Genomic DNA, 22216 nt, shown 5'->3' on the forward strand with positions numbered 1-22216 from the left:
GAGCAGAATACAACGCATTCTGCCCAATCTATCGCTGCGGAAGATAACGCAGCGGGTTTACGGATTTCCCCTTGTAACGAATCTCAAAATGCAAACGTACTGAACTGGTTCCGGTGCTTCCCATCGTTGCTATTTTCTGCCCCGCCCTTACTTCTTGTTGTTCCCGGACCAGCATTGTGTCGTTATGGGCGTAGGCACTCAGGTAATCATCATTGTGTTTGATGATGATTAGATTACCGTAACCCCGTAAAGCGTTGCCTGCATACACTACACGGCCATCGGCGGTAGCGAGGATAGGCTGCCCACGGGTGCCAGCGATATCAATACCTTTATTCCCACCTTCCGATGAGGAGAAGCTATCGATAACCTTACCGTCAGTTGGCCACTTCCAGCTACTAACCGGAGCGCTGTTGCTGGCGGTGCTGCTCACCGGAGGTGTTGCAGCTGGCGCGGTAACAGGAGCAGCGGCTGAGCCTGCCACAACTGCTCCTGATGCAGGCAACATTTTACCTACATTCTGTTTACCCGAATTACCAGAATACGCGTTCGTTGATTGAGAATCAACCGTTGCAGTTTGTATCTGGCTACTGGAAGGCGGCTTCGGTACACCGCCGCTGGTTGCGTCTGTTGCTGCCAACATACCGCCGTTTCCATTAGCGGAACCATTACCCAATTGCAGGGTTTGTCCTACCTCCAGGCTGTAGGGTTGAGGAATATTGTTTCGCTGGGCCAGATCGCGGAAATCGTTCCCGGTGATCCAGGCAATATAGAACAGCGTATCGCCATGTTTTACGGTATAGGTGCTACCGCTGTAGCTCCCTTTGGGGATTGAGTTGTAACTGCGATTGTAAACAATACGCCCCTGTGCAGCCCCCGCCACCCGCATTACCGGATGCGGCAGCTCCGCCACCACCAACGCTGCTGATAGGTGCCGAGGTAGAATTATCATTCGAACAGCCTGCCAACCCCAAACTTAACATCGTACACACCACAACTCGGCGCAAAGTAATCATTGGGCTTCCCGTGCTCATGCTTCCCCCATGACAGCAATATCAGCGTTATATCCAAACGTAGCTGAGCTTTCGTATTATCCCAGCTCTACAACGAAAAATTTCCCCGGCCGACCTCTGCATACCAGAAGGCCTCGTGCCCGAGAGCTAAAAAACAGCGCCGCCAATGCTAACCACATTGGCAATGTCATGCCATAAGACAACGACATAGAAGAACAATTCTATTGAAAATTAATATTATTTAAACGCTAAAACCTAACCTGACTAAATGAAAAAGCAATGGGTAACGTCGTTTTAAACGCAAGTTATGCCAGTTCGCCTTTCACCAAAGGAACGAATCTCACCGCTTCAACAGCATTGATAGAAAATTCATCACCGCGCCGTTGAATACATTGCAGCATCTGCGCCTGTTCCCCTACCGGCAGTACCAGAATGCCGCCTTCGTCCAACTGTTGCATCAGCGCCTGTGGGATTTCTGGCGGTGCGGCAGTGACGATGATCGCATCAAATGGGCCTCGCGAGGCCCAGCCCTGCCAACCGTCACTATGCCGTGTCGAGACATTATGCAGATCAAGCTGCTTCAGACGGCGCTTCGCCTGCCACTGCAAGCCTTTGATACGCTCAACGGAGCAGACGTGCTGCACCAGATGCGCCAGGATCGCAGTCTGATAGCCAGAACCGGTGCCGATCTCAAGCACCCGCGAAGTCGGCTGCAAATTCAGCAGTTCGGTCATACGCGCAACCATATAAGGTTGAGAAATCGTCTGCCCCGAACCAATAGGGAGCGCCGTATTTTCATAGGCTTTATGTTCTAAAGCTTCATCAACAAAACGCTCACGCGGAACGTTTTCGATTGCCTTAAGCAGTCGTTCGTCCCTGATCCCCTGCTGGCGCAATTGCGTCAGCAACGTTTGTATGCGTTTGTTCACCATTACCCGCTAACCTCAGCTTTGGTTAACCATGTTTTTAGCACATCCTGTGCCCCATAGGCGGTCAAATCTACCTGTAAAGGCGTTACTGCCACATAACCCTGCTCGACTGCGGCAAAATCCGTGTCCGGTCCAGCGTCAAATTTATCCCCCGGTGGCCCAATCCAATACAGCTTCTGCCCACGAGGATCCTGTTGGCAGAACACTTTTTCGGCAGGGTGCCGACTACCGCAACGGGTCACGCGTATCCCTTTGATCTCCGCCAGAGGCAAATCGGGGACGTTAATATTAAGAATTTTGCCGGTGCGCAGCGGTTCACGTTGCAAGGCGCGTAACAAACGGCAGGTGATCGCCGCCGCGGTGTCATAATGCTGGTGGCCATTGAGCGACACGGCTAGCGCCGGAAAGCCAAGATGGCGGCCTTCCATCGCGGCTGCAACCGTCCCAGAATAGATAACGTCGTCCCCCAGGTTAGGCCCGGCATTGATACCAGACACCACAATATCCGGCGCTGGAGACATCAGGGCATTGACCCCCAGATAGACACAATCGGTGGGAGTCCCCTGCTGAACCGCAATATCGCCGTTTGCCAAGGTTATTGTACGCAACGGCGATTCCAGCGTCAGCGCATTGGAAGAACCACTGCGATTACGATCGGGGGCGACCACCTGCACTTCGGCAAATTCACGCAATGCCGCCGCCAGTACCTGAATACCCGGCGCGGACACGCCGTCATCGTTGCTCAATAGTATTTTCATATTGAATTTAAAAGACTTTTTTCATAAAGCGCATAAAACTGACACATTGACCTACACTGCCATATCTATTTGTTTCTGCTGATATTTTCAATAATAAGTCCAACCTGTCATATTATCCAATCTGGTAAGCCTGATGCGTGAAATCAGGCTTAGACGTTGCCGGGAACATCGCCATCAACGGCCAGCTATCCGATCTACTATACAATTCAACCGCCACTAAATCACCCCTGCTAGCCAGTGAGAGCTGAGGTAATCGCCCTTTCTCATCGCCACTGGCACATCGCTGCCGGGGTTTTGCCTGCCGGTCAACAGCAGAGCCTGCCGCTGCCCGGCCGAAGGTATGCTGGCCATAGTAACCCCAGCACAGCGCGTAGTGCCGACATAGCGCAGCACATCACGCGCCGCTTGTACCTTTATCGCACACGGGTAGAACTGCGAACCACGTGTAAGTATCCCGGCTAAACCCACCCCGTGGCGCCCAGGAAAGTGCGCTAAGGGGAATGCGGCTAATCAATAGTGCTCAATAGGTGATTAATATTGATAGAACTGATCATTAACCCTTTAGTTAAACACGCCCGGATAAACTATATTTTCCCCAGGCATTTAAAATCTGGGTGCACTATAAATTCAGCAGAGCAACACCTCAACATCACAGTGGGTAATGCGATTATAATCAAATAATAACCCCTTAATTATTATAGGGAATCACAATGCGTTCCCCGGTAAGACAAGGTGATTTATCCATTTGATTTTTATCATATTACCCATCAATGATGCCCACAAAAATATCGTTATAATGAGGGTCAAAAATTTAAGGTTATCCGATAAATTACCAGGAATGCATCAACGCACCCCGAAGCACGTATTAATCATCTGAGGTTAAAGAGGGATGTAGCGATAAATGCTGAGGCTATATTTTAATATTCCACTTCTAACAAGCGGCTTGAACCAAAGTCATTGTCAGTAAATAGATAAACGCTGGTCGATTTCTATCTGGCCAGCCGGTGAGCAAATAAAAATCAAAGCGCCACTCTACTGAACCGCATATCAGGAAAGTGACGCTGAATAAGGTAATTACAAACTGATATCCACGTCGCTATTCTCCTGCAGCAGGATTTCGCGTACGACGCTAGTGGCAAAACTACCGGCAGGTAACCAGAAACTTAATTCCACGGTGGTGTCATCCCACCAGTTCCACTGTAATTTCTGCGGCTGTAATAGCAGGGCTCTTCGAGCAGGTTCAACACGTTCGCGTTTTAAAAGCGACAGCAATTCCGGTTGTTGAATCAGACATTGTTGCTCAAACCTCAGCGCTTCCCCTGCGGGGCCAGGTTCACCATCCCCCGGCAACGGGGCTGTGATCATCAGTTCTCCCGCATCCAACCGTTGTTGCAGGCCCGCGAGTTCTTCCTCTTTGGCCACAAACCAACTCCCGCGCCCAGCAAGTTGCAATGCATCCCCTTCCATCACCGTTTGCTGCTGATGGTTCGCTAGGCGCTGGCTGGCAACGGTGTTAAACAACGCACTGCGGCTGGCAGAAAGGTAGAAACTGCGCTTGCTGCGCTCTTTAACCCGGATCTCGTCTTTGGCCCAGCGGCGCGCCATGGTCAAGTTATTCCCCCCGGCCAAAGCGCTGGCTGCCGAAGTAATTGGGTACACCGCCCGCAGCAATAGACTGCAAACGCTGTTCCACTTCGTGGCGATCGCTGATATTCCGTAGTACCAAGGTGAAATCATTGCCCTTCAGCGTGCCAATACGCAACTTGCGTAAATGGCGGGCGGCTTGCAGCACTTCACAACCTTCCAGAGCAAACTGGCTGAGATCGGGAGATTCCTTACCCGGCAAATGCAGGCAAAACCACTGCTCGGTTACCGCATGACGATCTTTCAAACCAGCGTAACTGACCGAACGGGCATGGATACCGGCAAATTTAGCCAGATAGTCCGCCACAAACTGGGTGTTACAGCCGTTTTTACGGATGTTCACCAACAGGTGCTCACCTTCACCATCAGGCGTAAAACCTAAATCTTCAACTACCACAAAATCTTCCGGATTAGCTTTCAGCACTCCGGTGGCCTGCGGTTTACCGTGCAGCCAGGTCAGGTTGGCCATATCCATTCGCTTATTCCTTGATAAGCAAAGCAACAGCTTCGCAGGCAATACCTTCGCCACGCCCGGTAAATCCCAACTGCTCGGTAGTGGTCGCTTTCACATTAACGTCATCCATATGGCATTGCAGATCTTCTGCCAGGAAGATGCGCATCTGAGGAATGTGTGGCGCCATCTTCGGAGCCTGAGCAATGATGGTTACATCCAAATTCCCCAGACGATACCCTTTGGCGCGGATGCGCTTCCAGGCTTCGCGCAGCAGCTCACGGCTATCTGCACCTTTGAATGCCGGGTCGGTATCCGGGAAAAGTTTGCCAATGTCACCTAAAGCCGCCGCGCCTAACAGGGCATCTGTCGCGGCGTGCAGAGCTACGTCACCATCGGAGTGTGCCAGCAGACCTTTTTCATAGGGAATGCGAACACCACCGATCACCAACGGCCCTTCGCCGCCAAATTTATGGACATCAAAACCGTGGCCGATACGCATCTCGCGCTCCTTAATTGTTCAACTGAGTCAGATAGAACGCCGCCAGCGCCAAATCTTCTGGCCGCGTCACTTTAATATTGTCCGAGCGCCCTGGCACCAGCAGCGGGTGATAACCGCAATGCTCCAACGCGGACGCTTCATCCGTTACCGTCGCCCCTTCATCCAGGGCACGTTGCAGGCAGAGTTTAAGTAAATCCAGCGGAAATAGCTGCGGCGTCAGCGCATGCCAAAGATCCTGGCGTTCAACCGTGTGCGAGATGGCACTTTGCCCCACTTCCGCACGCTTCATGGTATCACGCACCGGCGCGGCGAGAATGCCCCCAACCTTGCTATGTCCGGTGATCGCCAGCAGCCGCTCCAGATCGTCAGCATGCAGACAAGGGCGGGCAGCATCATGCACCAACACCCATTCGGCATCACCCGCCAGTTGCAGGCCAGCCATCACAGAATCAGCACGTTGTTGCCCCCCAAAGTGACCAGCACTCGGGGATCCTGAGCGATTGGCAACGCCTGGAATTGGTCATCTTCGGGGCTGATAGCCACAATCACCTGCAAAATACGCGGATGGCGCAACAAAGCGTGGATCGCGTGCTCGAGAAGGGTTTGGTGGCCGATCATTAAATACTGTTTCGGGCAATCGGCCTGCATACGACTGCCGATACCGGCAGCGGGCAGGACAGCGATCACCGAAGGAAAGAAGCCTGCGGAATGGTTCATGCGTTATTTTTGTGGGTTATTTTGCGTGGTGGACGCCGCGCTGCGTCTGGAAGGCTCAGGAACCAGGCGATAGAAAGTCTCACCGGGTTTAATCATACCCAGCTCATTGCGTGCGCGCTCTTCTATCGCTTCCTGACCGCCGTTCAAATCGTCGATCTCGGCAAATAGCTGATCGTTACGCGCTTTTAATTTGGCATTGCTGCCCTGCTGAGCCGTGACATCATCGTTGACGCGCACATAATCGTGGACGCCATTTTTCCCCAGCCACAGCGAGTACTGCAGCCAGCCGAGCAATGCCAGCAATAGCAGCGTAAGTTTTCCCATCTTCGCCCCCTAAAAAACCGACCAATCATCCCACAACTTTCCGTTTGACTCCACACCAGGAAAGCCTTTCCACCAGTGGATATTCAGTTGAATAAGATTTTCCTTAGGTTATAGACTAATTGTCGCCTTAAAGCGGTATAAAAAACCCATGTTGCCATAGAAAAACCCTGCCCCGCCTCGTTAAGCAAACGCCGCTATGCAGTAAGAAGAACTAGGCAGACGGTATTTTTGCCGACACTTTCACCACGATTTAAATAATTATTCATATTTTTCACTATTAGCATTTTCATCATGCGGCAGGGGTTGTGTTTTTATTCATGTAAGTATATTTTTATGCATCTAAAGTGCATAAATAAATCCAATATATAACCTTTAATTCACATTAACTCATCAGGGATTGCCCCATGTTAAAACGTTTAGTTCTTATTAGCGCCTGTCTGGCCGCCGCTTTCTCCGTTTCTTCCTATGCCGCAGAACCGACCTACGTGGTTGGCTCTGGGGGGACTTATCGCCCATTCGAATTTGAAAACAGCAAGAAAGAGCTGGAAGGTTTTGATATTGATGTGATCAAGGCGATTGCCAAAGCGGAAGGTTTCCAACTGAAACTGGTAAATACGCCGTGGGAAGGCATCTTTGCCACACTGAATTCAGGCGATCGCGACATCATTATTTCCGGCATTACCATCACCGATAAGCGCAAGCAGATGGTCGATTTCTCTATGCCTTACTTCCCGGCCGAGCAGGCGATCGTGGTGCCAAAGGATTCCAAAATCGACTCCATCGCCGCGCTGAAAGAATTGAAGGTGGGCGTAGTGAACTCCAGCACCGGTGACATCGTGGTTTCCGACGTACTGGGCAAAAACAATACCTCCATCAAACGCTTCGATAATACCCCTTTGATGCTGCAAGAGCTTTATGAAGACGGTATCGGCGCGGCAGTCGGCGATGTTGGCGTTGCCAAGTTCTACATCAAAACCCACCCGGAAAAAGAGTTCAAACTGGTTTCAGACGCCAAATTTGAGCGCCAGTATTTTGGTATCGCGGTAGCAAAAGGGAACGATGAGCTGCTTAACAAGATCAACAGCGGGCTGAAGAAAATCATCGCTGATGGGACCTACGCAAAAATCTATCAAACCTGGTTTGACAGTAACGTCCCGACGCTGCCAGCCGAATAAACGAGCCAACACAAGTCACCGTTAAAGACGCATCAGCAGGCGTAGCGAGCTAAATCATATCGGGTGTGGACAGCGTACGCCACCGGAGAGGGCACTACCTCCATGAGGATGGCGAACACTGCCCAACCCCGAGATGACGACGCAGGGTAGCCTGAACATTCTTTAAGAAGGAACCGACCTTGAATTTCCGTTGGGAGATTATCCAGGAGTACGCGCCACTGTTTATGGAAGGCGCCTGGATGACCATCAAATGCACCATCATCTGTGTGATTCTGGGCACCACCTGGGGCCTGCTACTCGGTCTGGGCCGTTTGGCCCAGGCACCGCACGGGATCTGGAAGCCGATCCTGCATTATTGCATTCAATGGCCGGTGCGTATTTACATCAGTGCCTTCCGTGGCACTCCGCTGTTTGTGCAAATCATGGTGGTGCACTTCGCGCTGGTGCCGCTGTTTATCAACCCACGGGACGGCTTGCTGGTGAGCAGCGGCCTGATGAGCACCGACTTCGCCCGGGCTTTGCGCTCCGATTACGGTGCCTTCCTTTCATGCGTGGTAGCAATCACCCTGAACGCCGGTGCCTATGTCTCCGAAATCTTCCGTGCCGGTATCCAGTCGATCGATCGCGGCCAAATGGAAGCTTCACGCTCCCTGGGGATGGGCTACGGTAAAACCATGCGCAAGGTGATCCTGCCGCAGGCATTTCGCCGTATGCTGCCACCGCTGGGTAATAACGCCATTGCCATCGTCAAAGATTCTTCTCTGGCCTCCGCGATCGGCCTGGCGGATCTGGCCTATGCCGCACGCACCGTTTCGGGCGCCTATGCCACCTACTGGGAGCCCTACCTGACCATCTCATTGGTCTATTGGGTCATCACCTTCCTGCTCTCGCTGATGGTGCAACACATGGAAAAAAGGTTCGGTAAAAGTGATTCGCGTACATAACCTGCAAAAACAATTTGGCGAAAGCCATGTGCTGCGCGGTATCTCTTGCGAGATCGCGCCAAACGAAGTGGTATGCATAATCGGCCCTTCCGGTTCAGGTAAAAGCACCTTTCTGCGCTGCATTAACGCGCTGGAGACGCTCTCTGGCGGTGAGATTGACGTTAATGGCTTTGCCATACACAGCCAAAAGACCGATCTGAACAAAATGCGTGAAAGCGTGGGCATGGTATTCCAACGTTTTAACCTGTTCCCACATATGACGGTGTTGGAAAACATCATCATGGCACCGATGGAGGTGAAAAAACTGTCACGCAGCGAAGCCATTGAGCGTGCAGAAGTGCTGCTGCGCAAAGTAGGTCTGCTGGACAAGATTGATGCTTATCCCAGTAGCCTGTCCGGCGGCCAGCAGCAACGGGTAGCTATCGCCCGCGCACTGGCAATGGAACCCAAAATCATGCTGTTCGATGAGCCAACTTCGGCGTTGGATCCAGAACTGGTGGGCGAGGTGCTGGAAGTCATGAAGGCCCTGACGCATGAAGGCATGACCATGGTGGTTGTAACCCATGAAATGGGCTTTGCCCGTGAAGTGGCGGATCGGGTGTTGTTTATCGACCAGGGAATTATTCAGGAAGAGGGTTCGCCACAGCAGATTTTCGGCAATCCGACCAATCCGCGCACGCAGGCATTTTTAAGCAAAGTTTTGTAACCTTCCGCACCGCTTTGACATCACTTGGGCGCATTTTTTGATGCACCGTTGCGCCCAATCAATTTCTATATCCTATGGATTTCAAGTTGGCCACGCTTGCGCGTCCATACGCTCACGGCATGTATACGGCAGAGCTAAGCGTAAGTCAGTGATTGGGATTTACATTTGAAGGTCACAACGCGGCGACTTGAAAGACGACGGAAATGCTACCAGCCGCTTAGAAAACTGAATACCAGCCAGAACAGGCAAACTACGGCAGCACCGGTCAGCAGCAGCGTGAGGATCACTCGGCCACGCAGCAGCATACTGAAGATGATCCCCAACAGGACGGAAACCGGCATCAGAGCCAGGAAAAGCGGCCAGGTATATAGCAGGAAGAACAGCGTATTGGAGCCATAAACCATAAAAGGCAAGGCAAAGGCCAGCCAGTAGAAGACAAAACCGCTGGTCCCACCCAGGAAAGAGTAAGAAGGTTCCTCTTGCTCCTGTTGTGCATCAATCAATAATGGCGTGAGGTTTTGCATAGCGGTCCCTGGTTAAACATATTTTTACCCTATGGACAGCAAGTGCAGCAGGTTTAGGGTAAAAAGCGCGTGGCACAAGCACCACGCGCTTTTTCGAATTCAGGGTTTGATAATAGCCTGACCACGCAGCACGTCTAACAATTGCTCGGTCAAATTTGTTACCAATTGTTCACCATCCAAATACACATCGGGCCGCTCTGGCGCTTCATAAACCGAGTCAATTCCGGTGAAATTTCGTATCTCGCCAGCACGCGCTTTCTTGTACAACCCTTTCGGATCCCGGGCCTCACAAACCGCCAGTGGAGTGTCGACAAATACTTCAATAAAACGCCCCTTATCGAGCATTTCCCTCACCATTTGTCTTTCAGCACGGTGCGGGGAGATAAACGCCGTCAACACCACCAGCCCGGCATCCACCATCAGTTTGGCCACCTCCCCCACTCGGCGGATATTCTCGCGCCGGTCCTGATCGGAAAAACTCAGATCGCGGCACAAGCCATGACGAACGTTGTCACCATCCAGCAGATAGGTACTGACGCCTCTGTGATGTAAAGCCTGCTCCAGTTCCCCGGCAATGCTCGACTTCCCGGAACCGGACAGGCCGGTAAACCACAACACCACACCTTTATGGCCGTTAAAGGCTTCACGCTCCGCACGCGTTATGGTATGCGGGTGCCACACTACATTTTCATCTTCCAGCCCGGTTGGCAGGGTTTGCTCCTCAGACACCTTAATTCCCCTTGAGCAAGTCACGAGCACCCCAATGAGGGAAATGCTTGCGGACCAATGCGTTCAGTTCCAGCTCAAATGCGCTGAAATCACCAGCCACCGCCGGGTTACCCTGATGCAAGGCTTCGCGGATCAACCCTGCGCCAACCGTTACGTTGCTCAAACGATCGATAAAGATCAAGCCGCCGGTATCATGATTCTGTTGATAGCTGTCCAGCAACAGCGGTTCATCAAAGGTCAGTTCCACCAGCCCGATGCCATTGAGCGGCAATACGTCGGCCTGATGCTGCGCCAGGGAGTTGACCTCTACCTGATGGCGAATGCTCTCAACGCGAGCTCGGGTTTTCTTGCCGGCCACTTTGATGTCGTAGCTTTGGCCGGGTAGCAGCGATTGTTCGGCCATCCACACGACATCCACCAACGCGCTTTGCGCAGCCTGCAAGGTTTCACCAGCGTCCACCAGTAAATCGCCACGGCTGATATCCACTTCATCTTTCAACACCAGTGTGATTGCCTCACCGGGTATCGCTTCCTGCAGATCCCCATCGAAGGTCACTATGCGAGCCACGGTAGATTCCACGCCTGACGGCAGCACTTTAACTCGTTGCCCGACACGCACCACACCGGCCGACAACGTGCCGGCATAGCCGCGAAAATCAAGGTTAGGGCGGTTAACGTACTGCACCGGGAAGCGCAGAGGCTGGCTTTCACGCTCTCTGATGACGTCCACGCTTTCCAGCACTTCCAACAGCGTTGGGCCGTTGTACCAAGGCATCTGTTCGCTCTGCGAAGCCACGTTGTCGCCATCCAGCGCCGAAAGTGGCACAAACTTGATATCCAGATCGTTCGGCAACTGCTCGGCAAAGCCCAGGTAATCTTGTTTGAACTGCTCAAATACCGCTTCGCTGTAATCCACCAGATCCATCTTGTTCACCGCCACCACCAGATGACGGATGCCGAGCAGAGTCGCGATAAAACTGTGGCGACGGGTCTGATCCAACACCCCTTTACGCGCATCGATCAGCAGGATCGCCAGATCGCAGGTGGACGCGCCGGTGGCCATATTGCGGGTATACTGCTCGTGCCCCGGGGTGTCGGCGATAATAAATTTACGCTTTTCAGTGGAGAAATAGCGATAAGCCACGTCGATAGTAATGCCTTGCTCACGCTCTGCCTGCAAGCCATCAACCAGCAAAGCCAGATCGAGTTTCTCACCTTGGGTACCGATGCGTTTGCTGTCAGTATGCAGCGTAGATAGCTGATCTTCGTAGATTTGGCGGGTATCGTGCAACAGGCGGCCGATCAGGGTACTCTTACCGTCGTCGACGCTGCCGCAGGTCAGGAACCGTAACAGACTCTTGTGCTGCTGCGCGTGCAGATAAGCCTCTACCCCGCCCTGTTCAGCAATTTGTTGTGCAATAACGTTATTCATCCGGCGGCTCCTCAGAAATACCCTTGACGCTTTTTCATTTCCATCGAACCGGACTGATCGCGGTCGATCATGCGGCCCTGACGCTCACTGGTGGTGGAGACCAGCATTTCCTCAATGATCTCCGGCAGCGTCTGCGCTGTAGAATCTACCGCGCCGGTCAATGGCCAGCAGCCGAGGGTGCGGAAACGCACCATGCGTTGGCTGATCATCTCCCCCGGTTGCAAATCGATACGATCGTCATCCACCATCAGCAACATCCCGTCACGCTCAACTACCGGGCGCGGTTTTGCCAGATACAGCGGCACGATGTCGATCTTCTCCAGGAAGATATATTGCCAGATATCCAGTTCGGTCCAGTTCGACAACGGGAATACGCGGATACTCTCACCTTTGTTAATCTGGCCGTTGTAATTGTGCCACAGCTCCGGGCGCTGGTTTTTCGGATCCCAACGGTGGAAGCGATCGCGGAAGGAGTAAATTCGCTCCTTGGCGCGGGATTTCTCTTCATCACGGCGCGCACCACCAAAGGCGGCGTCAAAGCCGTATTTATTCAGCGCCTGCTTCAGACCTTCGGTTTTCATGATATCGGTATGTTTAGCGCTGCCGTGCACGAAGGGATTAATGCCCATCGCCACCCCTTCCGGGTTTTTGTGTACCAGCAGTTCGAAACCGTACTCTTTGGCAGTACGATCGCGGAATTGATACATTTCGCGGAATTTCCAACCGGTATCCACATGCAGCAGCGGGAATGGCAACGTCCCTGGGTAGAACGCCTTGCGTGCCAGATGCAGCATCACCGAGGAGTCTTTACCAATGGAGTAGAGCATCACCGGGTTGCCGAATTCAGCGGCTACTTCACGGATGATATGGATACTCTCCGCCTCCAATTGCCGCAAATGAGTGAGTCGTTTTTCGTCCATAACAGATCCTTAAGCCAAATTCACGACGGCCGAGCGCGCTGCCTCTTCCGTCTGCGGTTGATGCCCAAACCAGGCAATTTGATGGTGCAGTTCCACCACTTCGCCGATCACCAGCAGCGCCGGTAACGGTGCCTGCTGCGTTAATATTTCCAGCTGTTGCAAGGTGCCGATTTGCACCCGTTGATCCGGCCGTGTTCCACGGCTGATAACCGCGACCGGAGTCTCTGCCCCGCGCCCATGAGCCACCAGATTACGGCTGATATCTGCCGCCTTCATGGTACCCATGTAGATAGCCAACGTCTGACGCGCCCGCGCCAGATCGGCCCAGTCCAGGCCCTCACCATCCGGACGGCAATGGCCGGTAATAAAAGTCACGCTCTGTGCGTGATCGCGATGAGTCAGTGGAATACCGGCATAGGCCGTAGCCCCAGCGGCGGCGGTCACGCCCGGCACCACCTGGAAAGGGATCCCGGCAGCGGCGGCTACCTGTAACTCTTCACCACCCCGGCCAAAGATAAAGGGATCGCCGCCTTTTAACCGCACTACCCGTTTCCCCTGCTGCGCCAGTTCCACCAGCAGCCGATTCGTTTCTTCCTGGATCACCGAATGCGCACCGGCGCGTTTGCCCACGCAGATACGCTCGGCATCGCGACGTACCAAATCCAATGTTTCTTCGCTCACCAGATGGTCATACAACACCACATCCGCCTGCTGCATCACCTGTAGCCCACGCAGAGTCAATAAACCGACATCCCCCGGGCCGGCCCCGACCAGCGCGATCTCACCTTGTTGCCCTTCATTCCCCTGCGCAAAGGTGGCTAAATCCTGCTCTAGCTGCCGCTCTGCTTGCGCCTTTTGCCCATTGGCGATCAGCGTGGCAAAGCGGCCATTGAATGCTTTTTCCCAGAAACGGCGTCTGGCCCCCATCGAAGAGAGCTGCTGCTTTACTTTGCTACGCAGGCTCCCGGCCAATTCGGCCATTTGCCCCAGGCTGGTCGGCAGTAATGCCTCCAGTTTTTCGCGCAGCATGCGCGCCAACACCGGTGCCTGGCCGCTGGAAGAAACAGCCACCACCAGCGGTGAACGATCGATAATCGAGGGGAAAATAAAAGAACAGCGCGGCTGATCGTCTACCACATTGGCCAGCACACGGCGTTTGTCGGCTTCGGCATAAACCTCGGCATTCAGCGCGCTGTCATCGGTAGCGGCGATCACCAGAAAGACGTCATCCAGTTGCTGCGCAGCAAAGGCCTGCCCAAGCCAATGAATTCGCCCTTGCTGGTGAAGGTGATCAAGTTCCGGTGAAAGTGCCTGCGCAACTACCCGTATTTCAGCACCGGCGCGCTGAAGAAGGTCGACTTTGCGCGCAGCCACTTCACCGCCGCCAACAACCAGCACCGGGCGTTGTTTCAGGTCGGCAAATATTGGTAGATAGTCCACAATGGCCTTTTCATATAACAAATTGATAGTGTGACTATACGGTGTGCGATTTGCCCCCTGAAATGACGAAAAGGCATGAGATGTTCTTAAATGGAATAAGGCAGGCTGAGCCGAAGTCTAAACGGAAGGAAGGGTTAGAAACGCAGATGAAGCACCAGCCTGGGCAGCTCCACAATCCTTAAGTTTTAGGTAGCATATACCTGTCTTGATAGCGGTGATGAAAGTACGCATAGGTAGATTATTGTAAGTCACTCCCGTCGATATATCCCCAATTTCAATAAGGTCTGTGATTTACTTTTTTATGGGGAATAACGCCTTCCTTTATCAAGCGATCCCGATACGCCTTTAATTTACGTTGAAAATACCAACTTAATAGGCCTACCGTTATCATCATTACATTAAAATAGATCAGGTTACGAATATCATGCTGAAACAAGAAAAATGATAAAATTATAGATGCAGCACCCAACACAACAAAATAACCCAGTATCAAATCAGTGATGAAAATAATAAATCCAATGACTTTACCTTTCATCTACAACTCCAACGATAGAAATTTATTATTTATTTCTTCAAATAGAGCTGGGTTAGTGTTTTTTATTTTAGACACCTTAACAAAAGGCTCCGCATATTTTTCAATTAAAAATAAAGTAAATCCAAATCTCCTTCCGACCTTAACTTCCAATATAATTCAGGAGCATCATTCATCAATTGTTGAGATCCGTATGTCGAACGGGCTATTTTCCCACCCAATGTATAGGTAGTTGTTATCGTCAAACCAGTAAAGAAACGCGGAAAAAATCCAGTCAACAACGTACCAGTCACATTTTTAAAAAGATAGTTATTAGCAACCGCTCCTCCCGCAATACCTGCTGTCTGTCTGCGACTCAATAACTGTTGTTGCTCTTCTGTCAAATTTTTATAGTCATCCTCATAGACAATATGCAAAACCCTATTGACTTTTTCTGAGTTAATTCCATCTTTCAACAGTTTCGCAATTCTATGCTTGTCATTGTTTTTTTGATATCTTGAATCTGTATCTATAAAATCATAAGCGAGATAACCATAATCACCAAGCGTCTCCCATGTGCCATTCAATAGAGAGTAAAATGCATCTGCCAGATCAGAGTCTCCCAGTGCTGGAATAGACTCAGACATCTCCTCTGCTATAGTCGAAGCAACGAATGAAGCATTCATAATCAATACACCCTGTCATCCCAGAAACTATACGAGCCTGTCGAGCAGGATTCGTGATTGCGCGTTATATCTCTATATTTTATGGATGTTACTTTTTGCGGAATCATTCCATTGTCATTAACTGAATGAGGATAATCGCATTTAATAGACACAATAACCGCACCTCCTAGTCGGATTAAGTAATATCGTTCTAGACCACCATTCATACTAGTTCTAAGAAACTGAATATTACATTCAACCTCTTCATTATTGTCCATACATGAAGCTATTAATGGGGATGATTTATCTATAAGTTTTAGAATAATGACAGGTTGATGATTGACATACTGAGACCGGTTGCTAAATGCTGATAAGATAGAACAAAAACTTCATCCTCATGCCCCTTCTGATACCTGTTTCCTATAGAGTCAAAAGTTCCACAACCGGCTGATATCAATCCTTGTTTCTTCCCATTAACACCCATGTAGATGATGCTTGACATAAAAATCCCTTTTAATCGCAAAATTTGAAATTTGTATAATATTTAACATTATACTGAAGGATTACTTATGCCTAGATGTTTTTTTACTCAAATAGATCCTATCAAGTAGCGGTGCGTCATGGTGCTAAAGGTGGGAACCAAGAAAAACACCAACACGCTGCGAATCTATCCGTGGAGGCCCGTTTTCGTGCGCCCTGCGCTCACCGATCGGCTAACCTATATGATTACCTTCTGCCTCACATTTAGGATAGGGCAGTGCTAAACGTGCATCTCAGACAAAAATAGGACGCGAAGAAATTGTGAAATCGGCAATAGCGTCCCATACTGACTACCGCAAAGATAATCGGCATCACCGCTGTTAAAGAAGGATTTTTCGGTATGTTTTCCCGCTTGTGCCTGAGAGCATTGCTGCTGTTAGTGGCTCTCGGCAACGTTGTCAGCGTCTCGGCCGCTACAAAACCCGTTAAAAAAGAAGCCCCTTTGGGCCAGTATGCTGCCAACCAGATTCGCCATATTGCCACCTATTTTCCTGGACGCATGGCTGGCAGCCCGGCGGAAATACTCGCCGCAGACTATCTGGTACAACAGTTTACCGAAATGGGTTACCCGGCTAACACCCGCACCTTTGATGCCCGCTACCTTTATACCAACAAAGACACCAGCGAAAACTGGCGCAAAATCTCGGTTACCTCGGTGATTGCCGCCAAGAATGGCGATCTGCCAAAGCAGATCATCATCATGGCGCACTTCGATACCTACACCCCGATTAGCGACGATGAAGTGGATAACAATCTGGGTGGGCTGACGCTACAGGGCGTCGATGATAATGCCTCCGGTGTCGGCGTTATGCTGGAATTGGCTAAAAGGTTGAAGGACATTCCTACTACCTACAGCCTGCGCTTTGTGGCCACCAGCGGTGAGGAGTTAAAGTCGTTGGGAGCCAAAAACTACCTGAGGCGTATGACGCAGCAAGAGCGTGACAATACCGTACTGCTGATTAACCTCGACAGCCTGATCACCGGCGATCGGCTTTATTTCCACTCCGGGCGCAATACCCCGAAGGAAGTTGCTAAAATCTCCCGCGATCGGGCGCTGAATATTGCCCACCGCTACGGTATCGAGGCGGCGATCAATCCTGGCAGTAAAGAGTTTCCGCAAGGCACCGGTTGCTGTTCCGATCAACTGGTGTTTGATGAGGCAAAAATCCCGGTGATGGCGGTAGAAGCCACTAACTGGTTACTGGGTGACAAAGACGGTTATCAGCAGCGCGCTATCAGCCCGAACTTCCCGCAAGGGGTGACCTGGCATCGTCCGCAATACGACAACCTGCAATATCTGGAAACCCACCTGCCTGGCCGATTAGACAAACGCAGTCGTGACAGTGTGCAGATCCTGCTACCCCTGATTAAAGAGCTGGCCCAGGCGCACCCGGTTCCAGAGCCGCAGAAGAAAAAGAAGAAGTCGTAAGGTCAAAATAGGGGGCACGGCTACCCGCCCCCCATTGATGAGGTTCTCAATCAACCTTCATGCAGGCCGCACTCACGCTTGAGTCCAAAGAAGCGGGTTTGTTCTTCGCTCATCCCCTCTTCCCATTTACGTGTAGTATGAGTGTCGCCAACCGAAAGGTAGCCTTGATCCCACAGCGGGTGGTAACTCAGCCCATGTTCGGTCAGGTACTGGTAAATCTGGCGGTTATCCCAATCAATGATTGGCAGCATCTTGAACGCTCCACGTTGCACCGCCAGCACTGGCAGATTGGCACGACTGCCCGATTGCTCACGGCGCAAACCGGCAAACCAGGTCTGGGCACCCAACGTTTCCAGTGCGCGGTTCATCGGCTCAACCTTGTTGATCTGGTTGTACTTTTCGATCCCTTCCACGCCTTGCTCCCACAGTTTGCCATAGCGCGCCTCCTGCCAGGCCGGTGAATGTTCGGCACGAAATACCTGCAGGTTCAGGTTCAGCTTGTCGGCCAGTTGATCGATAAACTGGTAGGTTTCCGGGAACAGATAGCCGGTATCGGTCAGGATCACCGGGATATCCGGCTTGATGCGGGTGACCAGATGCAGGCATACCGCAGCCTGAATGCCAAAGCTTGAAGAGAGTACAAACTCCCCCGGCAGATGCTCCAGCGCCCAGGAGACTCTTTCCTGCGCCGAAAGCGATTCCAACTGGCCATTGACGACCGCCAATGCCAGCGCCTGACCGGATTTCGGCAGCGCGTTCAATGCTGCAAGATCCAATTCAGCCATGATGCGATCTCCTGAAAATGAGGATGTATTTTCCCCTCAACCCAAGGGAGAGGGAGGGCGGCACGATAAAAAATACCGCCTTGAAGGTCAGTCCCAGAAATCCTGCGCAGGATCCACCACCGGCCGGATAATGCCGGTACGAACAGTGAAATCGCCAAAGCCTTCCCCAGCCGTGCGCTCGGTTGCCCAGCGCCCTACCAGTTGGTCAATATTGTGCAGTATTTCTTCTTCATTAATGTTTTCCCGGTACATCCGGGGAATACGCGTGCCTTCGCGGTTGCCCCCCAGGTGCAGGTTGTAGCGACCAACCGCTTTGCCTACCAGGCCAATCTCCGCCAGCAGCGCACGGCCACAGCCGTTCGGGCACCCGGTGATACGCAACACGATGTGCTCATCACCCACGCCATGCCGGTGCATGATGCCTTCGACCTTGGTCACAAACTCCGGCAGGAAGCGTTCGGCCTCTGCCATCGCCAGTGGGCAGGTCGGATAAGAGACACAGGCCATCGAATTTTTGCGTTGCTCGCTGGTCCCCTCGTCAATCAGGCCATGCTGGCGAGCCAACGCTTCGATCTTGGCTTTTTCGCTCTCCGGTACGCCAGCCACGATCAGGTTTTGGTTAGCCGTCAGGCGGAAATCACCTTGGTGGATCCTGGCGATCTCTGCCACGCCGGTTTTCAGCGGTCGCCCTGGGTAATCCAGCAAACGGCCATTTTCGATAAACAGCGTCAGGTGCCAGCGATTATCGATCCCCTTCACCCAACCGATGCGATCGCCACGGCCAGTAAACTCGTAAGGGCGCACCGGTTCGAAAGTTATGCCAGCCCGTTTTTCCACTTCGGCACGGAAGGTCTCAACCCCCACGCGCTCCAACGTATATTTGGTTTTGGCATTCTTGCGGTCAGTGCGGTTGCCCCAATCACGTTGGGTGGTTACTACCGCCTCCGCCACCGCCAGCGTGTGCTCCAGCGGGATATAACCGAATTCACTGGCCCCACGTGCATAGGTCTTTTTATTGCCATGTTCGATGGACAAACCACCGCCAACCAGCAGGTTAAAGCCCACCAGCCTGCCGTTTTCAGCGATAGCCACAAAGTTCATGTCATTGGCATGCAGATCCACATCATTCTGCGGCGGGATCACTACCGTGGTTTTAAACTTGCGCGGCAGATAGGTGGCCCCCAGGATCGGTTCTTCGTCGGTGGTGGCGACCTTTTCTTTATCCAGCCATATCTCGGCATAGGCCCGGGTACGTGGCAACAGGTGTTCCGAGATTTTCTTCGCCCATTCGTAGGCCTCCTGGTGCAGTTCCGACTCCACCGGGTTGGAAGTACACAGGACGTTACGGTTCACATCGTTGGCCGTCGCCAGCGCATCCAGCCCCAGGCGATTAAGCAACTGATGCGCCGGTTTCACGTTACCTTTTAACAGGCCATGAAACTGGAACGTCTGGCGGTTGGTGATACGAATGCTGCCATACAGCGTGCTTTGCTCGGCAAATTTGTCGATGCCCAACCATTGCTGCGGGGTAATAATCCCCCCGGCAGACGGCAGCGCAGCATCATGGCGTGGCGCGGTTCAAGCTTTTGTTCTGCGCGTTCGGCACGGATATCGCGATCGTCCTGCTGGTACATGCCGTGGAAACGGATCAGCAGGAAGTTATCGCCGTTGAAGCCGCCGGTCAGGCCATCATTTAAATCTTCGGTAATGGTACCGCGCAGGAAGTTGCTTTCTTTCTTCAAGCGTTCGGCATCAGCCAGTTTGCCTTCAACCACCAGAGGGCCAGGGTGTTTATCACTCATCAGTAAACATCTCGCTGATAACGGCGCTGAATGCGCAGCTCACTTAAAAATTCATCTGCCAGCTCGGTATCCATACCACCGTGCTCGGCCACCAGTGCTAATAATGTGTTTTCGACGTCTTTCGCCATTCGGTTGGCATCGCCACAGACATAAATGTGCGCGCCTTCCTGGATCCAGCGCCAGATTTCTGCCCCTTGCTCACGCAGCTTGTCCTGCACATAAACCTTATGCTGCTGATCCCGTGACCAGGCCAGATCGATACGGCTCAGCAGGCCGTCTTTCACGTAGCGCTGCCATTCAACCTGATATAAGAAGTCTTCGGTAAAATGCGGGTTGCCAAAGAACAGCCAGTTTTTACCCTCCGCCCCCGTGGCCTCACGCTGTTGCATAAAGGCACGGAAAGGAGCAATACCGGTGCCGGGGCCAATCATAATCACCGGCGTTTGCGGGTTGGCGGGCAGACGGAAGTTTTCGTTATGCTCGATAAACACGCGCAGAGGCCCCTCTTCCTGCAAACGATCGGCCAGGAAGCTGGAGGCTCCACCGGCACGGGCACGGCCATCAATCGCGTAGCGAACCACGCCAACGGTGATGTGCACTTCGTTTTCATTTTCCGCTTGCGAGGAGGCGATGGAATATAAACGTGGCGTCAGCGGACGCAACAGGCTGATCAACTGTTCTGCATGCAGATCCGCCGGCGCCTGGCGCACCATGTCTACGATCGGCGTGTTATGCGCGTAATGCTGCAGCCTGGCTTTATCTGCCAACAGAGCAATCAGTTTTTCGTCTCGCGAAAGCGCTGCATATTTTTCAACAATTTGCGTGGTGTTCTGCGTCAGTTCAAAGTGGCTGTGCAACGCATCGCGCAGCGGCTTGGTCTGGCCCTCGACTTCAACCGGCTCGTCCCCTTTCAGCCACAGCAACTGTACCAGCTCATCCACCAGCGCCGGATCGTTATCAAACCATACTCCCAGCGCATCGCCGGGTTGATAGCGCAGGCCGGAATCCCCTAAATCGATTTCGATATGGCGCACATCTTTATCGGAACCACGGCCAGTGATCTTTTGCTTTACCGCCAGTTGCGCGGTCAGCGGCTGCTCTTTGCTGTAAGGGCTGCTATCCAGTAAATCGACGGCACCACTGGCCAGTGCCGCCGGTACGCTGCTCTGTGCCGGAGCACGCGACTTGAGAACTTCCACCACCTGTTTACGCCAGGCGACGGCCAATTCCTGATAGTCCACATCGGCATCGATACGTTCCACCAGGCGTTCTGCCCCCAGTTCCGCCAGCTTGGCGTCAAAATCCTTACCGGACTGGCAGAAGTTTTCATAGGAGCTATCCCCCAGGCCAAATACCGCAAAGGCCGTTTCAGGAAGCTTGGGCGCTTTTTTGGAATGCAGGAATTTATGCAGCGCTACCGCTTCTTCTGCTGGCTCCCCTTCCCCTTGGGTGGAAGCCACCACCACAACCAGGCGCTCCTGGGCGATTTGCTTGAACTTATAGTCACCGGCGTTAACCAGCGTGACGCTCAGCTTGGCCGCCAATAAATCGTCACGCAGCTGTTCGGCCAGGCGGCGGGCGTTGCCAGTCTGGGATGCGGATATCAGGGTGATGCTGGCCGCTGTTGGCGCGGGGGTGGGTACGGCGGCAACGGCCCCCGGTTGCTGATTAACCATCCCCCAAAAGTAGCCAGATAGCCACGCTAACTGTGTGGGCGAATATTCACCAATTGTCGCCTGTAAGCGCGCCAACTGTTCGGGTGTCAGCGGGAGCAAAGAGGTTGGAGGAGCCTGAGTCGTCATCGCGGTACGGATATCCTATGCTTAGCCAGTGTCAGTCGCTGTGTTGTTGTTTGATTTCCTGAAAAGACCAGGAGAGTTTGTAAGGTTACCGAGTGCCATTGCAACGATTAAATAAGGGATAGCAATAAATAATAACCAAAATGACTAAGCGGTTTTTCTGGTAAGGGATAGCGGTTAAACTGTTAGAAGTTAAATTTTAATCTATTGATAAATAGATAATAATTTAACTAATGGTGGAATGAATCGCATTTATGACTGATAGCGGTCTTCGATAGACGTCATCCTGCCAAATAAAAAAATTGTCAATGATGCCGCTAATAGGACGATATCACCGGCATACCCTATGGATCCCAGCTTACCCCAGCGTGGGTGGGTCAGTGACAGGGATGACACGTACAGCCAACCACGCTGTAGCTGGAAAGACGACGGCCAGGGCGGGTATGAGTGGTAAGTGAGTCCGCTTTTCGATACCATTCG

20 protein-coding genes and 4 pseudogenes are annotated in these 22216 nt (G+C 52.2%); 4 read left to right on the forward strand and 20 right to left on the reverse strand.

What is annotated here, in order from left to right; genetic code table 11:
- Positions 1 to 28 precede the first annotated feature (28 nt).
- The 8 genes and pseudogenes from nlpD to ftsB all read right to left on the reverse strand — a co-directional run bounded on the left by nlpD (position 29) and on the right by ftsB (position 6335).
- A pseudogene (gene nlpD / locus ACQ86O_RS00430) lies at positions 29 to 1013 on the reverse strand (murein hydrolase activator NlpD).
- Positions 1014 to 1315: 302 nt separating this feature from the next.
- Positions 1316 to 1942, reverse strand: a complete 627-nt coding sequence (locus tag ACQ86O_RS00435; protein WP_431223693.1) for a protein-L-isoaspartate(D-aspartate) O-methyltransferase — start codon at positions 1940 to 1942, stop codon at positions 1316 to 1318.
- Positions 1942 to 2697 carry a 5'/3'-nucleotidase SurE gene (gene surE / locus ACQ86O_RS00440; RefSeq protein ID WP_431223694.1) on the reverse strand — a complete coding sequence of 252 codons (756 nt, stop codon included), beginning with the start codon at positions 2695 to 2697 and terminating at the stop codon, positions 1942 to 1944. The genes ACQ86O_RS00435 and surE overlap by 1 nt, the downstream gene beginning before the upstream one ends.
- Before the next feature lie 216 nt (positions 2698 to 2913).
- Positions 2914 to 3165 carry a hypothetical protein gene (locus ACQ86O_RS00445; RefSeq protein WP_431223695.1) on the reverse strand — a complete coding sequence of 84 codons (252 nt, stop codon included), beginning with the start codon at positions 3163 to 3165 and terminating at the stop codon, positions 2914 to 2916.
- A gap of 606 nt (positions 3166 to 3771) precedes the next feature.
- A pseudogene (gene truD / locus ACQ86O_RS00450) lies at positions 3772 to 4816 on the reverse strand (tRNA pseudouridine(13) synthase TruD).
- Between the two features lie 4 nt (positions 4817 to 4820).
- The gene (gene ispF, locus ACQ86O_RS00455) at positions 4821 to 5294 is read right to left on the reverse strand and encodes a 2-C-methyl-D-erythritol 2,4-cyclodiphosphate synthase (protein ID WP_021179414.1); all 474 of its coding nucleotides are present in this window, start codon (positions 5292 to 5294) and stop codon (positions 4821 to 4823) included.
- A 10-nt stretch (positions 5295 to 5304) separates the two neighbouring features.
- Positions 5305 to 6011, reverse strand: a pseudogene (gene ispD, locus ACQ86O_RS00460) (2-C-methyl-D-erythritol 4-phosphate cytidylyltransferase).
- Positions 6012 to 6014: 3 nt separating this feature from the next.
- Complete coding sequence (gene ftsB / locus ACQ86O_RS00465) at positions 6015 to 6335, reverse strand: cell division protein FtsB (RefSeq protein WP_431223696.1); 321 nt, start codon at positions 6333 to 6335, stop codon at positions 6015 to 6017.
- A 404-nt stretch (positions 6336 to 6739) separates the two neighbouring features.
- Here ftsB and ACQ86O_RS00470 point away from each other — a divergent pair, with 404 nt between their 5' ends.
- From ACQ86O_RS00470 to ACQ86O_RS00480, 3 genes are all read left to right on the forward strand, one after another.
- Positions 6740 to 7510, forward strand: a complete 771-nt coding sequence (locus tag ACQ86O_RS00470) for a basic amino acid ABC transporter substrate-binding protein (RefSeq protein ID WP_431223697.1) — start codon at positions 6740 to 6742, stop codon at positions 7508 to 7510.
- A 224-nt stretch (positions 7511 to 7734) separates the two neighbouring features.
- Positions 7735 to 8454, forward strand: a complete 720-nt coding sequence (locus ACQ86O_RS00475; RefSeq protein ID WP_431225616.1) for an amino acid ABC transporter permease — start codon at positions 7735 to 7737, stop codon at positions 8452 to 8454.
- Positions 8438 to 9160: an amino acid ABC transporter ATP-binding protein gene (locus ACQ86O_RS00480; protein ID WP_431223698.1), complete on the forward strand. Its 723-nt coding sequence runs from the start codon at positions 8438 to 8440 to the stop codon at positions 9158 to 9160. The genes ACQ86O_RS00475 and ACQ86O_RS00480 overlap by 17 nt, the downstream gene beginning before the upstream one ends.
- A 206-nt stretch (positions 9161 to 9366) precedes the next feature.
- Here the strand turns inward: ACQ86O_RS00480 and ACQ86O_RS00485 are convergent, their stop codons facing one another.
- From ACQ86O_RS00485 to tssD (ACQ86O_RS00525), 9 genes are all read right to left on the reverse strand, one after another.
- Positions 9367 to 9684: a DUF3561 family protein gene (locus tag ACQ86O_RS00485; protein WP_431223699.1), complete on the reverse strand. Its 318-nt coding sequence runs from the start codon at positions 9682 to 9684 to the stop codon at positions 9367 to 9369.
- Positions 9685 to 9783: 99 nt separating this feature from the next.
- Positions 9784 to 10413, reverse strand: a complete 630-nt coding sequence (gene cysC / locus ACQ86O_RS00490; RefSeq protein ID WP_431223700.1) for an adenylyl-sulfate kinase — start codon at positions 10411 to 10413, stop codon at positions 9784 to 9786.
- 1 nt (position 10414) lies between these two features.
- Positions 10415 to 11845, reverse strand: coding sequence for a sulfate adenylyltransferase subunit CysN (gene cysN / locus ACQ86O_RS00495; protein ID WP_431223701.1), 1431 nt, complete (start codon positions 11843 to 11845; stop codon positions 10415 to 10417).
- 11 nt (positions 11846 to 11856) lie between these two features.
- Entirely contained in the window at positions 11857 to 12765 is a 909-nt protein-coding gene (gene cysD, locus ACQ86O_RS00500; RefSeq protein ID WP_431223702.1) for a sulfate adenylyltransferase subunit CysD, read from the reverse strand.
- A gap of 9 nt (positions 12766 to 12774) precedes the next feature.
- The gene (gene cysG / locus ACQ86O_RS00505; RefSeq protein ID WP_431223703.1) at positions 12775 to 14205 is read right to left on the reverse strand and encodes a siroheme synthase CysG; all 1431 of its coding nucleotides are present in this window, start codon (positions 14203 to 14205) and stop codon (positions 12775 to 12777) included.
- A gap of 274 nt (positions 14206 to 14479) precedes the next feature.
- Positions 14480 to 14740 (reverse strand): hypothetical protein, encoded by a 261-nt coding sequence (locus ACQ86O_RS00510; protein WP_431223704.1) that lies wholly within the window; start codon positions 14738 to 14740, stop codon positions 14480 to 14482.
- Between the two features lie 104 nt (positions 14741 to 14844).
- Positions 14845 to 15402: a hypothetical protein gene (locus tag ACQ86O_RS00515; RefSeq protein WP_431223705.1), complete on the reverse strand. Its 558-nt coding sequence runs from the start codon at positions 15400 to 15402 to the stop codon at positions 14845 to 14847.
- Positions 15403 to 15404: 2 nt separating this feature from the next.
- Positions 15405 to 15758 carry a type VI secretion system tube protein TssD gene (gene tssD / locus ACQ86O_RS00520; protein ID WP_431225617.1) on the reverse strand — a complete coding sequence of 118 codons (354 nt, stop codon included), beginning with the start codon at positions 15756 to 15758 and terminating at the stop codon, positions 15405 to 15407.
- Positions 15698 to 15883, reverse strand: a complete 186-nt coding sequence (tssD, locus tag ACQ86O_RS00525; protein WP_431223706.1) for a type VI secretion system tube protein TssD — start codon at positions 15881 to 15883, stop codon at positions 15698 to 15700. The genes tssD (ACQ86O_RS00520) and tssD (ACQ86O_RS00525) overlap by 61 nt, the downstream gene beginning before the upstream one ends.
- A gap of 378 nt (positions 15884 to 16261) precedes the next feature.
- Between tssD (ACQ86O_RS00525) and ACQ86O_RS00530 the strand changes: the two genes are divergently transcribed.
- Complete coding sequence (locus tag ACQ86O_RS00530; RefSeq protein WP_431223707.1) at positions 16262 to 17350, forward strand: aminopeptidase; 1089 nt, start codon at positions 16262 to 16264, stop codon at positions 17348 to 17350.
- A gap of 50 nt (positions 17351 to 17400) precedes the next feature.
- On the opposite strand, the gene cysH is transcribed toward ACQ86O_RS00530, so the two are convergent.
- The 3 genes and pseudogenes from cysH to cysJ form a co-directional block, all read right to left on the reverse strand.
- Positions 17401 to 18135, reverse strand: a complete 735-nt coding sequence (cysH, locus tag ACQ86O_RS00535; protein ID WP_431223708.1) for a phosphoadenosine phosphosulfate reductase — start codon at positions 18133 to 18135, stop codon at positions 17401 to 17403.
- An 87-nt stretch (positions 18136 to 18222) separates the two neighbouring features.
- A pseudogene (cysI, locus tag ACQ86O_RS00540) lies at positions 18223 to 19937 on the reverse strand (assimilatory sulfite reductase (NADPH) hemoprotein subunit).
- Positions 19937 to 21739 carry an NADPH-dependent assimilatory sulfite reductase flavoprotein subunit gene (gene cysJ / locus ACQ86O_RS00545; RefSeq protein WP_431223709.1) on the reverse strand — a complete coding sequence of 601 codons (1803 nt, stop codon included), beginning with the start codon at positions 21737 to 21739 and terminating at the stop codon, positions 19937 to 19939. Before cysJ ends, cysI begins: the two are co-directional and overlap by 1 nt.
- Positions 21740 to 22216 lie beyond the last annotated feature (477 nt).

Origin of the sequence: Serratia sp. L9 (genome assembly GCF_050632285.1) — a bacterium.
GTDB lineage: Bacteria > Pseudomonadota > Gammaproteobacteria > Enterobacterales > Enterobacteriaceae > Chania.